This is a genomic window from Cupriavidus sp. GW821-FHT07C08, from assembly GCF_059419025.1.
Genome location: NZ_JBWKQZ010000055.1, coordinates 14,697 through 28,438 on the forward strand (window position 1 = coordinate 14,697; position 13,742 = coordinate 28,438).

Sequence of the window (13,742 nt, forward strand, 5' to 3'; positions counted from 1 at the left end):
ATCGGGGAATTGCGCGGTTAGAACGCGGCGGACTTCTTGAAATCCTCGATCGCGGCACGCAGGGCGGGTTCATCTTCCTTCGACAGCACCTTGGTGTCTTCGATACGGTTGATGAGGTCGGCGTACTTAGTCTTCAGATGGTCGTGCAGGCCCTTCTCGAACGGCAGAATGTCCTTCACTTCCACGTTGTCGAGGAAGCCGTTGTTCGCAGCGAACAGCGACGCGGCCAGCTGCCACACCTGCTGCGGCTGGTATTGCGCCTGCTTCAGCAGTTCGGTCACGCGGCGGCCGCGCTCCAGCTGCTTGCGGGTGGCGTCGTCCAGGTCCGAAGCGAACTGCGCGAACGCAGCCAGTTCACGGTATTGGGCCAGGTCGGTACGGATACCACCGGCCAGGTTCTTCACCACCTTGGTCTGCGCAGCACCACCCACGCGCGACACCGAGATACCGGCGTTGATGGCGGGACGGACACCAGCGTTGAACAGGTCGGTTTCCAGGAAGATCTGGCCGTCGGTAATCGAGATCACGTTGGTCGGCACGAACGCGGACACGTCGCCGGCCTGCGTTTCGATCACCGGCAGCGCGGTCAGCGAACCGGTCTTGCCCTTGACAGCGCCGTTGGTGAACTTCTCGACGTACTCGGCGTTCACGCGGGCAGCACGCTCCAGCAGGCGCGAGTGCAGGTAGAACACGTCGCCCGGGTACGCTTCACGGCCCGGCGGGCGGCGCAGCAGCAGCGACACCTGGCGGTAGGCCCAGGCTTGCTTGGTCAGGTCGTCATAGACGATCAGCGCGTCTTCGCCGCGGTCGCGGAAGTACTCGCCCATGGTGCAGCCGGCGTAGGCAGCCAGGTACTGCATGGCGGCCGAGTCCGAAGCGGCGGCGGCCACGACGACGGTGTATTCCATCGCGCCGTGCTCTTCCAGCTTGCGCACCACGTTGGCGATCGTCGAAGCCTTCTGGCCAATGGCGACGTACACGCAGTACATGCCCTTGCCCTTCTGGTTGATGATCGCGTCGACAGCCACGGCGGTCTTGCCCGTCTGGCGGTCGCCAATGATCAGCTCACGCTGGCCACGGCCGATCGGCACCATCGAGTCGATCGACTTCAGACCGGTCTGCACCGGCTGGCTCACCGACTGACGCGCGATCACGCCCGGGGCGACCTTCTCGATCACGTCCGTTTCCTTGGCGTTGATCGGGCCCTTGCCGTCGATCGGCTGGCCCAGCGTGTTGACCACGCGGCCCAGCAGTTCCTTGCCCACCGGCACTTCCAGAATGCGGCCGGTGCACTTGACCGTGTCGCCTTCGGAAATGTGTTCGTAGTCACCCAGCACCACGGCGCCGACCGAGTCGCGCTCGAGGTTCAGCGCGAGGCCGAAGGTGTTGCCGGGGAATTCCAGCATCTCGCCCTGCATCACGCCGGACAGGCCGTGCACGCGGCAGATGCCATCGGTCACGGAAATCACCGTGCCGGTGTTGCGCACTTCAGCTTCAGCGCCAAGGCCCGAGATGCGGGTCTTGATCAGCTCGCTGATTTCTGAGGGGTTCAGTTGCATCACAATGCTCCTAATTCTTCAATCCGTCGGCCGGTGCGGTCAGGCGGTCAGCGTGGCTTGCATGGCAGCCAGGCGCGAACGCACGGAGGTGTCGAGCACTTCGTCGCCGACCTTGACGCTCACGCCGCCGATCAGGGACGGGTCCACCGCCACCTTCGCGTACAGCTTGCGGCCGAACTTGCGTTCGAGTGCAGCGACCAGATCGTTCAACTGCGGACCTTCCAGCGGGAATGCGCTGGTGATCTCGACATCCGACGACCCTTCGCGGGCGTTCTTGAGCACATGGAACTGCTCGGCGATTTCCGGCATCACCGTCAGGCGGCCGTTATCCACCAGCAGCTTGACGAAGCGGCGAGCCTCGTCATTCAGCGGGGACTTCAGCACCGACAGGAACAGTTCGGCCAGCTTCTCGCCGGGAACGTTCGGATCGCCGGCGAGCGCCTTTATGTCGGGATTGGCGGCAACCTGCCCCATTTCCGACACCAGTTCGGACCATGCACCCAGATTGCCTGCGCTCGACTCGCTGGCGACGCGGAACAGCGCCTCAGCGTAGGGACGGGCAATGGTTGCGGTTTCAGCCATGATTAGAGCTCAGCCTTGAGTTGATTGAGCAGGTCGGTGTGGACCTGCGCGTTCACTTCACGCTTGAGGATCTGCTCGGCACCCTTGACGGCCAGCACGGCAACCTGGTCACGCAGTTCTTCGCGTGCACGGGTAACTTGCTGGTCTGCTTCGGCCTTGGCCTGGGCAATGATGCGTGCGGCTTCTGCCTGGGCGTTTTGCTTGATCTCGTCCGCCGTCAGCTGGGCGCGCTTCTCGGCGTCAGCGACGCGTTGTGCACCCTCGGTGCGGGCTTCGGCCATAGCCTGGTCCACACGCTTGTTGGCGAGTTCGAGCTCGGCCTTGCCCTTCTCGGCAGCGGCGAGGCCATCGGCGATCTTCGTTGCGCGTTCGTCGAGCGCCTTCACCAGCGGCGGCCAAATGAATTTGGCAACAACCCACCACAGGATGAAGAACACGACCATCTGCGCAAAAAACGTTGCGTTCAGATTCATGGTGTGTTCCTTTCGGTAATCAAACTACAGATAAATGCGCAAGGGCGGCCAGGCTAGTGGCCCGCGCCGCCCGTCAGCATCATGCAGACCGAAAAGAATTACTTGATGACAGCCAGCAGCGGGTTGGCGAAGGCAAACAGCATTGCAACACCCACGCCGATCAGGAATGCAGCGTCGATCAGGCCAGCCAGCAGGAACATCTTGGTTTGCAGCGGGTTCATCAGCTCAGGCTGACGTGCGCACGCTTCGATGTACTTGCCACCCATCAGGGCGATACCCAGGCAGGCGCCGATAGCGCCCAGGCCGATGATGATGCCGATACCGATGGCGGTCAGACCCTGGATGTTGGCGAGAAATGCTTGCATGATGACTCCTTTAATTTAGAGAGACTTAGAACCAAAAAACCAAAAAACCAAAAACCGGAAATCAGTGGTGATCGTGAGCCTGGCCGATGTACACCAGCGTCAGCATCATGAAAATGAAGGCCTGGAGCAGGACGATCAGGATGTGGAAGATCGCCCATACCGTGCCGGCGACCACGTGGCCGACAAAGCCCAGCGCGGACATGTCGGCGCTGAACGTCCAGATCGAACCCAGCAGCGCGATCAGCAGGAACACGAGTTCGCCGGCGTACATGTTGCCGAACAACCGCATGCCGAGCGAGACCGCCTTGGCCAGGAATTCGATCAGGTTCAGGACCAGGTTGAACGGGGCCAGGTACCACTTGGCGCCGAACGGGGCCGAGAACAGTTCATGCATGAAGCCGCCCGTGCCCTTGATCTTGAAGCTGTAGTAGATCATCAGGACCAGCACCGAGCACGACATGCCCAGTGTTCCGTTCAGATCGGCCGTGGCCACTGCGCGGTGGTGGGGAAGGTGAATGTGGAAGACGCCGAGCAGGCTGTTCAGGCCGGTGACCCAGTCGACCGGAATCAGGTCGATCGCGTTCATCATGGTGATCCAGCAGAACACCATCAGCGCCAGCGGCGCAATCCACGAACGGTCGCCGTGGATGATGCCCTTGGCCTGGTCGTCGACCATCTCGACGATCATCTCGACGAAGGCCTGGAAGCGGCCCGGCACGCCGGCGGTGACGCGGCGCGCGGCGACGTACAGGAACAGCACGGCGATGGCGCCGCACAGCACGGACCAGAACACCGTGTCGTAGTTGAGCACGGAGAAATCGACCACCGACGCTTGCTTGCCGCCGACCGAGTTCAAGTTCTGCAAGTGTTCGGCGATATAGCCGGAGGGTGTCAGCGCGTGTTCGGCGCCTTGGGTAGCATCAGACATGTCGATACGAACGGTATATTGCGAAATCTTCAGGCCGCGCGCCGCCACTGTCTGGCAAACGCCCGGTACGCGTCTTGCATTGCCTTCGGCGGATTCGCCGGTCACCGCGATGCAAGCGGGGTCCAACCTTGGCCGTGTCCGGTGTCACTGCGATGAAACCCGCGGTGAAACCGTCACGGAAAACTCTTGATATTCCGTTTCGGTGCCCCACTTCCGGATGAAGCACCGTTTTCGAGCGGCTGGCCTAGCGCATCGCCAGGGCCACCACCCAATATGTCTTTAGCGCCAGCAGGAACGTGACCAGCATCGGCACCCAGCGCAGATCCTTGTACAGCACCACGACCAGCACCAGCAGTGCCACGGTGCCGAAGACCTTGATCGCCTCACCCAGCACCAGCCCGCCGACCGAAGCCCGGTCGCGCGCCAGCCACAGGCGCAAGGCGAAGAATCCGCTCGGCACGAAGCACACCATGCCGCCGAACAGCGCCGACCACCCATACGGCCCCGCCTCTTTCGCGAACAGCGCCCAGCACAGCGCCGACAGCAGGGAAACCACCACCTGCGCCAGGACAACCTTGCCCGGGGTCATGCGCGAAGGGCGCAACGCGCGCTCGCCAAACAGCGTCACCGCCTCGGCGTGCGACAGCGGATCGACAGCCTCTTCCTCACGTTCTGCGCCTTCTTTCCAGTCGTCCCAGTCATCTTCCTGACGGGACCCAGCGCCTCGCTGCTGACGGTCTTGAACCACTACCTGCCTGCCTCATTCCAGGCCGGAACTTTTCGGCCCGACCAGAATTCAAACCGCACGATTTTAAGGGGAACTACTGATTCGCGTCAATCCGCTTACAGTTACCTTGCAGTGCGTTGCGCACAACGGTTGCCATCACGATTGCATGATGGCCGCGCAAAAATTGCGCATCAATGATGTTTGACGTAATTGGATTGCGCGGCGAACCCTGCGCATGATGAGGGATTACCGGGCACGCCGTACGTATACCTGCCCTAGGAATGGCCAATGCAGCGTACACGCAACAGTCATCGCCGCAATGTCCGTTAATCGCACCGAATTGCGCACGCGAAGCTACGTGCGCCTTGGCATCTTGCCTCAGGCGACCTTCTGCTTTTCAGTGGGTTCGCGCAGGCGCACGAGCACGCCTTCAAGCGCGTCGTTGTCGCTGAAGTGGATGGTGAGCTGGCCCTTGCCGCGCGCGCCCAGCTTGATCTGCACCGCCAGGCCCAGCGCATCGGACAATTCTTCTTCCAGCCGTGCCACGTCGCGCACGTTGTTGGCGCCCTTCTGCTTGAGCGACTTCAGGTCGAACGGCTTGAGCGTGGACGCCACCAGCTTCTCGGTCTCGCGCACCGACAGCCGCTTGTTCACGATCTGGTTGGCCAGCGTGATCTGGTTGGCGCCGTCCACCGCCAGCAGCGCGCGCGCGTGGCCCATGTCGAGGTCGCCCGCCATCAGCATGGTCTGCACCGGCGCGGCCAGGTTCAGCAGGCGCAGCAGGTTCGACACCGCGCTGCGCGAACGGCCGACCGACTCGGCCGCCTGCTCATGCGTGAAACTGAACTCGCGGATCAGGCGCATGATGCCCTGCGCTTCTTCCAGCGGGTTCAGGTCTTCGCGCTGGATGTTCTCGATCAGCGCCATCGCGGCCGCGGCTTCATCGGCCACGTCCTTCACCAGCACCGGCACCTTGTCCAGGCCGGCGAGCTTGGACGCACGGAAGCGCCGCTCGCCCGCGATGATTTCATAGCGGTCCGGCTCGGCCACGCGGCGCACCAGGATCGGCTGCATCAGGCCCTGCGCGCGGATGCTGGCGGCCAGCTCCTGCAGCGCGCCTTCATCCATGCGCGTGCGCGGCTGGTACTTGCCGGGCTGCAGCTGGGTCAGGCGCAGCACGGTGGGCGCACCCTCCTGCTTCGCCGATTCAACGATTTCGGCCGGCCCGCCCAGCAACGCTTCGAGGCCGCGGCCCAGGCCCTTTTTCTTTGCAGTGCTCATGCTGCCCTCTCCTTCAGCCCAGCTGCCTGACGCGCGCGATCATCTCGGCGCCGAAATCCAGGTACGCCTTGGCGCCCTTCGATGACGGATCGAACGCCACGCCCGGCATGCCATAGGACGGTGCCTCGGCCAGCCGCACATTGCGCGGGATCAGGGTCTTGAAGACCTTTTCACCGAAGTGCGATTCCAGCTGCGCCGACACCTGCTGCTGCAGCGTGACGCGCGGATCGAACATGACGCGCAGCAGGCCGATCACCTGCAGGTCGCGGTTCAGGTTGGCGTGCACCTGCTTGATGGTATTGACCAGGTCCGACAGCCCTTCCAGCGCGAAGTACTCGCACTGCATCGGCACGATCACGCCGTGCGCGGCGCACAGGCCGTTCAGCGTCAGCAGCGACAGCGACGGCGGGCAGTCGATCAGCACGAAGTCATATTCGTCATTGACCTCTTCGATGGCCTGCCTGAGGCGGCGCTCGCGCTGGTCCAGCTCGACCAGCTCCACTTCCGCGCCGGCCAGTTCGCGGTTGGCGGGCAGCACGTCGTACCTGCCGGTCTCGGAACGCTGGCGCGCCTGCTTGATGCTGGCCAGGCCCACCAGCACCTGGTACACGCTGTGCTCCAGCGCCTGCTTGTCGATGCCCGAACCCATCGAGGCATTGCCCTGCGGGTCCAGGTCGACCAGCAGCACGCGCTGGTCCTGCGCGGCCAGGCCGGCGGCGAGGTTCACCGTGGTGGTGGTCTTGCCTACCCCGCCCTTCTGGTTTGCGATCACGAATACCTTGGCCATAAGCTACTGAGGCTCCTGCTTCAATTCATCCGGCCAGCGCGAGGCTGGCAGTTCGCGGCGCTGCACGCAGCGCCACGGCGTACGTCATGCGTTGGCGCTTGCGCGCCGTGACAGCACCACCAGGTGGCGCTCGGCATCCAGCCCGGGCACGGTGATGCGGGGCACCGCATCGACCTGCCATTGCGCCATCAGCCCGGCAGCTTCCATGCGGTCCAGCTCGGCCTGTGGATAAACACCCTTCATCGCGATCAGCTTGCCGTGCGGCGCGAGGAGCTGGCCCGACAGGTTCACGAAGTCAGTCAGCTCGGCAAACGCGCGCGAGGTGATCACGGCAAAGCCATCATCATCGCCCAGCTTCTCCACCGGCCCCCAATGCGCGGCGGCATTGGAAAGCCCGAGTTGTGCACGACACTGGGTCAGGAAGGCGGTCTTCTTCTGCACGATGTCCACCATCAGCACCGACACGTCGGGACAAGCGATGGCCAGCGGCAGGCCGGGCATGCCGCCGCCCGAGCCCACGTCCAATACCCTGCCCCGCGCCGGCGTGCCTACCTCTGCAGCGCGCGCGGCTTCGGCCAGTGCCGGCACGGCGGCAAGCGAATCCAGCATGTGATGCGTAAGCATCTCATCGGGATGGCGGATTGCGGTCAGGTTGTAGACGCCGTTCCACTTGCGCAGCAGCGCCAAGTAGGCAAACAAGGTGTCGATCTGGGCGGGCGCCAGCGCCAGCCCGATCTCGGCCAGGCCGGCTTCAAGGCGACGACGCTGCGTGGCGTCGTCGGTCATGGTGTGTCGCGGACCGGGCACTCAGGCGGCCTCTTCAGAGTTGCCGGAAGGTGCACCCGACTCAGCGCGCGTGCGCCCCAGCCCCTTCTTCTTCAGGTGCACCAGCAGCAGCGAGATCGCGGCCGGCGTCACGCCGGAAATGCGCGAGGCCTGGCCCAGCGTTTCCGGACGATGCTGGTTCAGCTTCTGGCTGACCTCGAAGCCCAGGCCACGCACTTCGGTGTAGTCCAGCCCTTCCGGTAGGCGCGTCGACTCATTGGCTTCCAGCTTGTCGACCTCGGCCGCCTGGCGGGCGATATAGCCGTGGTACTTGATGCCGATCTCGATCTGCTCGCGGATCTGCTCCGCCAGCATCGGCTCGGCGTCCAGCAGCGTTTCCGGTGCATGGCGGCCGCCCTGCAGCGCCATCAGTGCTTCATAGCGGACTTCGGGCCGGCGCAGCAGGTCGGCCAGGCTGTACTCGCGCTCGATCGGCTTGCCCAGCAGCGGCACGGCGTCTTCGGCCGGCAGCATGGCCGGGTTGACCCATGTGCTCTTCAGGCGCTCTGTTTCACGTGAAACAGCGTCGCGCTTGCGGTTGAAGGCATCCCAGCGCGCATCGTCGACCACGCCCAGTTCACGGCCGACCTCAGTCAGGCGCATATCGGCATTGTCTTCTCGCAGGCTCAGGCGGAATTCCGCGCGGCTCGTGAACATGCGATACGGCTCGGTCACACCGCGGGTAATCAGGTCGTCGACCAGCACGCCCAGGTAGGCCTGGTCACGGCGCGGCGTCCACGCATCGCGTTCGCGCACATAGCAGCCAGCGTTGATGCCGGCCAGCAGGCCCTGCGCGGCGGCTTCTTCATAGCCGGTGGTGCCATTGATCTGACCCGCAAAGAACAGGCCTCGGATGGCCTTGCTCTCCAGCGATGCCTTCAGCCCGCGCGGATCGAAGTAGTCATACTCGATCGCATAGCCGGGGCGCAGGATATGCGCGTTCTCCATCCCGCGGATCGAGTGCACCAGTTCCAGCTGCACGTCGAACGGCAGGCTGGTCGAGATCCCATTGGGGTAGAACTCATTGGTGGTCAGGCCTTCGGGCTCCAGGAAGATCTGGTGGCTTTCCTTGCTGGCAAAGCGATGGATCTTGTCCTCGATGCTGGGGCAGTAGCGCGGCCCTACCCCTTCGATCACGCCGGTGTACATCGGCGAGCGGTCCAAGCCGCCACGGATGATGTCGTGGGTACGGTTGTTGGTATGGGTGATCCAGCACGGCAGCTGTTGCGGGTGCTGCTCCGGGCGACCCAGGAAGGAGAACACCGGTACCGGATCCAGGTCGCCAGGCTGCTCTTCCATCACCGAGAAATCGATGGTGCGGCCGTCGATGCGTGGCGGCGTGCCGGTCTTCAGGCGGCCTTGCGGCAGCTTCAGGCCCTTCAGGCGCGCCGACAGCGACACCGCTGCCGGGTCGCCGGCGCGGCCGCCGGTGTAGTTGTCCAGCCCGACGTGGATCTTGCCGTCCAGGAAGGTGCCGGCGGTCAGCACCACCGCGCGGGCGCGGAAGGCGATGCCGACCTGCGTCATGGCGCCGACGACGCGGTCGCCCTCCACTATCAGGTCGTCAACGGCCTGCTGGAACAGCATCAGGTTCGGCTGGTTCTCCAGCCGCGTACGGATCGCCTTGCGGTACAGCACGCGGTCCGCCTGGGCGCGCGTGGCGCGTACCGCCGGGCCCTTGCTGGAGTTGAGGATGCGGAACTGGATGCCGGACTCGTCCGTGGCGGCGGCCATGGCACCGCCCATGGCGTCCACTTCCTTGACCAGGTGCCCCTTGCCGATGCCCCCGATGGACGGGTTGCAGCTCATCTGGCCCAGCGTCTCGATGTTGTGAGTCAGCAGCAGCGTCTGGCAGCCCATACGGGCCGCGGCGAGTGCAGCTTCAGTGCCGGCATGGCCACCACCGACGACGATGACATCGAATTCTTTTGGGTAAAGCATGGGACACCTCCTCCGGGAGGCTGGCGGGAAAATACGGGAATGCGAAATTATAGCGGCAATCGACAAGCCGCTTTCCGATGGCAACCATGTTTCACGTGAAACATGGCGTTGGCGATACCCGGCGAGTCGCTTGAAAGAGACGTTATGTTCCACGTGAAACAAAAAGGCCGGGCACATGGCCCGGCCGGATGTTTCACGTGGAACAAGCGCCTCAGAGTTGAGCGCGGATATAGCCCGCAACCTGCTCTGTCAGCTTGCCAAGATCGCGCTGCAAGGTGGCGAACCCGGCATTACGCTCGCGTGTCACCTCGTCCATATACAGCGGCCGCCGAATCTCGATCTGCAGGCTATTGCGCCGCTCGGCCGGCCGGCCGATCTGTGCGATCAGCTGCACGCCCTTGTACGGGTCATTGCGCGCCACCGTGTAACCCATGCCGCGCAGTTCCCGTTCGACCAGGTCGACCAGCCCCGGCTCGCAGGTGGTGCCGTCCCGGTCGCCCAGCACAAAGTCCGCCAACGGGTGCGCGCTGGCGATCTTGAGCCGCTCATAGGCGTTATTGGGCATGGAGTGCAGGTTCAGGTGCCAGAGCGCGCCAAAGCGCTGGTGGGCACCCTCCACGGCCTCGGCCAGCGCCGCATGGTACGGCCGGTAGTACCGGTCGATACGGGCCTGCACTTCCGCCACGGACAGGCGGCGGTCATAGATCGGCGTGCTGGCGTCGACCCGGCTCCAGATCAGGCCATAGCCCAGCTGCGTCTTCGGCCCCGGGGCCAGCGCCGTCGGCCAGGTGCCGTCGATTTGGGCCGGGTCGATGTCGTCGGGCATCCGGTTCGGGTCGATATAGACCCGCGGGAAGGTGGCCGCCAGCAGCGTACCGCCTGCTGCGGGCACGGCCTCCCACAAGGCATCGACGTGGGTATCCTCGCCGCCACGCAGGCGCGCGGCCGGGATCGCCGCACCAAAGTCAGCCGGGTACACGGTGCCGCTGTGCGGCGAGTCGCATACCAGCGGCAGCGCCTCCCCTTCCGGCAAGCGCACGATCACCGGCGGCAACGCCGCGGTCTGGTTGATTGCTTCCGCCATGCTTCAGTCCAGCTTGATATCGGCAGCCTTGGCGACGCGGGCGTAGCGCGCCATCGCCTGCTGGATCTGCGCCTTGAACTGTTCCGGCGTAGTCGGCACCAGCGTGCCGCCGGATTCTTCCACCTTGCGCTTGAACTCGGGGTTCAGCATGGCCTTGTGGATCGCCTGGTTCAGCCTGGCGATGATGGCGGGCGGCGTATTCGCAGGCGCGACAATGCCGAACCAGCCGCCATCGCCCATGTCCTTGAAGCCCAGTTCGGCATAGGTCGGCACGTTGGGCAACTGCGCCGAGCGCCCCCCGCCCAGCACCGCCAGCGCGCGCAGCCTGCCCGCTTTCACGTGGGGCAGCGTCGACGACAGGTTGTCGGTGATGGCATTGACCTGCCCAGCCACGGCGTCGTTCAGCGCCAGCCCTGCGCCCTTGTACGGCACGTGCAGCAGGTCGATCTTGGCCAGCATCATGAAGTTCTCGATGTTGACGTGGCCCAGCGACCCGGCCCCCGGCGAAGCAAAGCTGTACTTGCCCGGGTTGGCCCTGGCCAGCGCGATGAACTCCTGCATGGTCTTGGCCGGCACGCTGGGGTGCACCGCGAACACGCTGGGAATCGCCACCACATTGGTGACCGGAGCAAAGTCCTTGATCGGATCGTACTTGAGCTTGGGGTATACGGCGGGGTTGGACCCGTGCGTGCTGACCGTGGCCATGCCGATGGTGTAGCCATCGGGCGCGGCGTTGGCCACCTGCTCCATGCCCAGCGAGCCGCCGGCGCCGCCCTTGTTCTCGACCACGATCGACTGGCCCAGCTCGCGGCCGGCAAACTCTGCCACCAGGCGCGCCGACAGGTCAGTGGAGCCGCCCGCCGCGAACGGCACGATCAGGCGGATCGGGCGCGTCGGGTAGTTGGCTTGCGCGAAAGCGCTGCCGGCGAAGGCCAGCGTGGCAGCGGCGGCGGTACCGGACAGCAGTAGCTGGCGGCGGGACATCCTGGCTCGGACCATGGGGTTTCTCCTGTTGGTTTTGTGCATGAACCGGCCGAGTGTCAGCCGTTTACCGGGCGGGCACAAACGACTATATTGCACGTTTGCATTACCAAAGATCATCTTGCAGCGGACGCTCCGGCAGCCGCCCCGCCCTTCCTCCCCTCCCCCGCCATGCGGCTGCATTCCCCATCGATGTCCGAGTTGCACGCCTTTGCCACCGCGGCACGGCTGGGCAGCTTTACGCGTGCAGCGGACGAATTGTGCGTGACGCAGGGTGCCATCAGCCGCGCCATCGCGCGGCTGGAAGCGCATTTCGGGCAGCCGCTGCTGCAGCGCAATGCCCACCGGCTGCTGCTGACCGATGCCGGCCGGCAATTGCTTGACGCCGTGGCCGAGCCGCTGGCCACGATCGAGCACGCCAGCGCCGCCCTGCGCGCCGGCGACCGCCGGCACCAGCTGACGCTGTCCGTCGTGCCCACGCTGGCCAGTGTCTGGCTGGTGCCGCGCCTGCCGGACTTCCATCGCCGCCATCCGGAAATCCGGCTGGACTTCGTCCCGTACCAGCGTGACGAGGATCTCTCCGGCCCCTCCCCCGACGCCGCTATCCTGGCGGGTGAAGCCGGCAAGTGGCCCGGCCTGCAGGCCGACTATGTGGTGGGACGTGAAATGGTGCCGGTCTGCCATCCGGACCGCGCCCGGGCACGGCGAGAGGCCGGCCGCTGGCAGTCTCCCGCGGAGCTGCTGGACGAGCCCCTGCTCTACCACACCACCGCGCCGGCGAACTGGCAAAACTGGCTGCAGGCCGCTGGCGTACCCAACGCTGCGCCAAGGTTATCCACAGCGTTCGACCAGGTCTCGATCCTGATCCAGGCGGTGCGCGCCGACATGGGCGTCGCCGTGCTGCAGCGCTGCCTGGTGCGCGACGAAATTGCTGCCGGACGCGTAACCGCGCCATTTGACCTGCCAATTACGCTGCAACGGGGCTATTTCCTGTGTGTGCCGAAGGAACGGCGCGATCATCCGGCGCTGAACTGCTTCCGGGATTGGTTGCTGGAGACCGCAGCGAAGGATACAGGCAGCGGCATCAACACTTCATTTACCGGATGACTTGCCAAATAAAAATTCTTAAGACATACATTCATCCCGCAAATATAATTCCTAAAATTATTACTTGAGTAGATGTTATCCGGTAAATTTGATCACCAAAAATCATTCCAGTAGATATTGGCATACCTACATCAGCGCACCGGTAGCGACATCAGTGCGAAGCGCCTCTGAATTGGGTTATCCCCAAAGTTATTCACACCACCAATAGAAAAGGGCCTGCTTGCGCAGGCCCTCATTCCTCTGGCGAAAACCGGGCGGATCAAGCCGCCTTTTTTGCCAACCCAAGATAGGTTTCGATCACCTTCGGGTTCGCCGCCAGCTCGTCGGCCGGCCCTTCCATCGCCATATCGCCGGTCTCGATCACATAGCCGTAGTCCGCCACCTGCAGCGCGGCGCGCGCGTTCTGCTCGATCAGCAGCGTGGCCACGCCGGTCTGGCGCAGGTTGCTGATGATGTGGAAGATCTCCTTCACGATCAGCGGTGCCAGGCCAAGGCTGGGCTCGTCCAGCATCAGCAGCTGCGGCTTGGCCATCAGCGCGCGGCCCACCGCCAGCATCTGGCGCTCACCCCCGGAGAGCGTGCCGGCGTCCTGGCGGGCTCGCTCGCGCAGACGCGGGAACAGGTCGTAGACGACGTCCATCTGGTCCAGGTAGTTCTTCTCGCCGGCGCGCTTGCGGCGGAAGGCGCCCAGCTGCAGGTTGTCCTCCACCGTCATCGACGCAAACAGCTCGCGCTTCTCCGGGACCAGGCACATGCCGCGCGCAACGCGCCCCTCCACCGGAATGCCGGCCATGTCGTGGCCGAGATAGCTGACCGAGCCGCTCGACGACCCCGTCACCGGCAGCGCACCCATGATCGCATTGAGCATGGTCGACTTGCCTGCGCCGTTGGGTCCGATCACCGTGACGATCTTGCCGGCCTCCACTTTCAGGTTGGCGCCGTGCACCGCTTCCACCTTGCCGTAGCGGACGTGGAGGTCCTTCACTTCGAGAATCAGGCTCATGTCCGGTCCTTATTCCACGCCACCGAGGTAGGCTTCCAGCACCGCGGGGTTCTTCTGCACTTCCTCGGGCACGCCCTCGGCAATGCGCGTGCCGAATTC

General features: G+C 64.3%; 15 protein-coding genes. 1 reads left to right on the forward strand and 14 read right to left on the reverse strand.

Features of this window, described 5'->3' with window-relative positions; genetic code table 11:
* Positions 1–17: 17 nt before the first annotated feature.
* The 12 genes from atpA to AC07UK_RS37805 form a co-directional block, all read right to left on the reverse strand.
* On the reverse strand, positions 18–1,559 hold the full coding sequence (gene atpA / locus AC07UK_RS37750) for a F0F1 ATP synthase subunit alpha (RefSeq protein WP_114131725.1): 1,542 nt from the start codon (positions 1,557–1,559) through the stop codon (positions 18–20).
* Positions 1,560–1,598: 39 nt separating this feature from the next.
* Positions 1,599–2,141, reverse strand: a complete 543-nt coding sequence (locus tag AC07UK_RS37755; RefSeq protein WP_479944115.1) for a F0F1 ATP synthase subunit delta — start codon at positions 2,139–2,141, stop codon at positions 1,599–1,601.
* Positions 2,142–2,143: 2 nt separating this feature from the next.
* Positions 2,144–2,614 carry a F0F1 ATP synthase subunit B gene (locus AC07UK_RS37760; protein ID WP_114131727.1) on the reverse strand — a complete coding sequence of 157 codons (471 nt, stop codon included), beginning with the start codon at positions 2,612–2,614 and terminating at the stop codon, positions 2,144–2,146.
* Positions 2,615–2,712: 98 nt separating this feature from the next.
* Entirely contained in the window at positions 2,713–2,979 is a 267-nt protein-coding gene (gene atpE, locus AC07UK_RS37765) for a F0F1 ATP synthase subunit C (protein WP_013958389.1), read from the reverse strand.
* A 61-nt stretch (positions 2,980–3,040) separates the two neighbouring features.
* Positions 3,041–3,907 carry a F0F1 ATP synthase subunit A gene (atpB, locus tag AC07UK_RS37770; protein ID WP_436222945.1) on the reverse strand — a complete coding sequence of 289 codons (867 nt, stop codon included), beginning with the start codon at positions 3,905–3,907 and terminating at the stop codon, positions 3,041–3,043.
* A 244-nt stretch (positions 3,908–4,151) separates the two neighbouring features.
* On the reverse strand, positions 4,152–4,655 hold the full coding sequence (locus AC07UK_RS37775) for an ATP synthase subunit I (protein WP_436222946.1): 504 nt from the start codon (positions 4,653–4,655) through the stop codon (positions 4,152–4,154).
* Between the two features lie 357 nt (positions 4,656–5,012).
* Positions 5,013–5,915 carry a ParB/RepB/Spo0J family partition protein gene (locus AC07UK_RS37780; protein WP_436222947.1) on the reverse strand — a complete coding sequence of 301 codons (903 nt, stop codon included), beginning with the start codon at positions 5,913–5,915 and terminating at the stop codon, positions 5,013–5,015.
* Positions 5,916–5,928: 13 nt separating this feature from the next.
* Entirely contained in the window at positions 5,929–6,702 is a 774-nt protein-coding gene (locus AC07UK_RS37785) for a ParA family protein (RefSeq protein ID WP_013958393.1), read from the reverse strand.
* A gap of 84 nt (positions 6,703–6,786) precedes the next feature.
* Positions 6,787–7,488: a 16S rRNA (guanine(527)-N(7))-methyltransferase RsmG gene (rsmG, locus tag AC07UK_RS37790; protein WP_436222948.1), complete on the reverse strand. Its 702-nt coding sequence runs from the start codon at positions 7,486–7,488 to the stop codon at positions 6,787–6,789.
* Positions 7,489–7,509: 21 nt separating this feature from the next.
* On the reverse strand, positions 7,510–9,468 hold the full coding sequence (mnmG, locus tag AC07UK_RS37795) for a tRNA uridine-5-carboxymethylaminomethyl(34) synthesis enzyme MnmG (protein ID WP_494688199.1): 1,959 nt from the start codon (positions 9,466–9,468) through the stop codon (positions 7,510–7,512).
* Between the two features lie 211 nt (positions 9,469–9,679).
* Positions 9,680–10,552 (reverse strand): N-formylglutamate amidohydrolase, encoded by an 873-nt coding sequence (locus AC07UK_RS37800; protein ID WP_494688198.1) that lies wholly within the window; start codon positions 10,550–10,552, stop codon positions 9,680–9,682.
* 3 nt (positions 10,553–10,555) lie between these two features.
* The gene (locus AC07UK_RS37805) at positions 10,556–11,551 is read right to left on the reverse strand and encodes a tripartite tricarboxylate transporter substrate binding protein BugE (protein WP_436222951.1); all 996 of its coding nucleotides are present in this window, start codon (positions 11,549–11,551) and stop codon (positions 10,556–10,558) included.
* Positions 11,552–11,704: 153 nt separating this feature from the next.
* On the opposite strand from AC07UK_RS37805, the gene AC07UK_RS37810 reads away from it, so the two are divergent.
* A complete protein-coding gene (locus AC07UK_RS37810) occupies positions 11,705–12,640 on the forward strand; it encodes a LysR substrate-binding domain-containing protein (RefSeq protein WP_436222952.1) in 936 nt (311 codons plus the stop codon).
* 259 nt (positions 12,641–12,899) lie between these two features.
* On the opposite strand, the gene AC07UK_RS37815 is transcribed toward AC07UK_RS37810, so the two are convergent.
* Positions 12,900–13,643 (reverse strand): ABC transporter ATP-binding protein, encoded by a 744-nt coding sequence (locus AC07UK_RS37815; protein ID WP_018312984.1) that lies wholly within the window; start codon positions 13,641–13,643, stop codon positions 12,900–12,902.
* Positions 13,644–13,652: 9 nt separating this feature from the next.
* Positions 13,653–13,742, reverse strand: a 90-nt coding sequence (locus tag AC07UK_RS37820) for an ABC transporter ATP-binding protein C-terminal domain-containing protein (RefSeq protein ID WP_494687986.1), incomplete at its 5' end; no start/stop codon positions are given.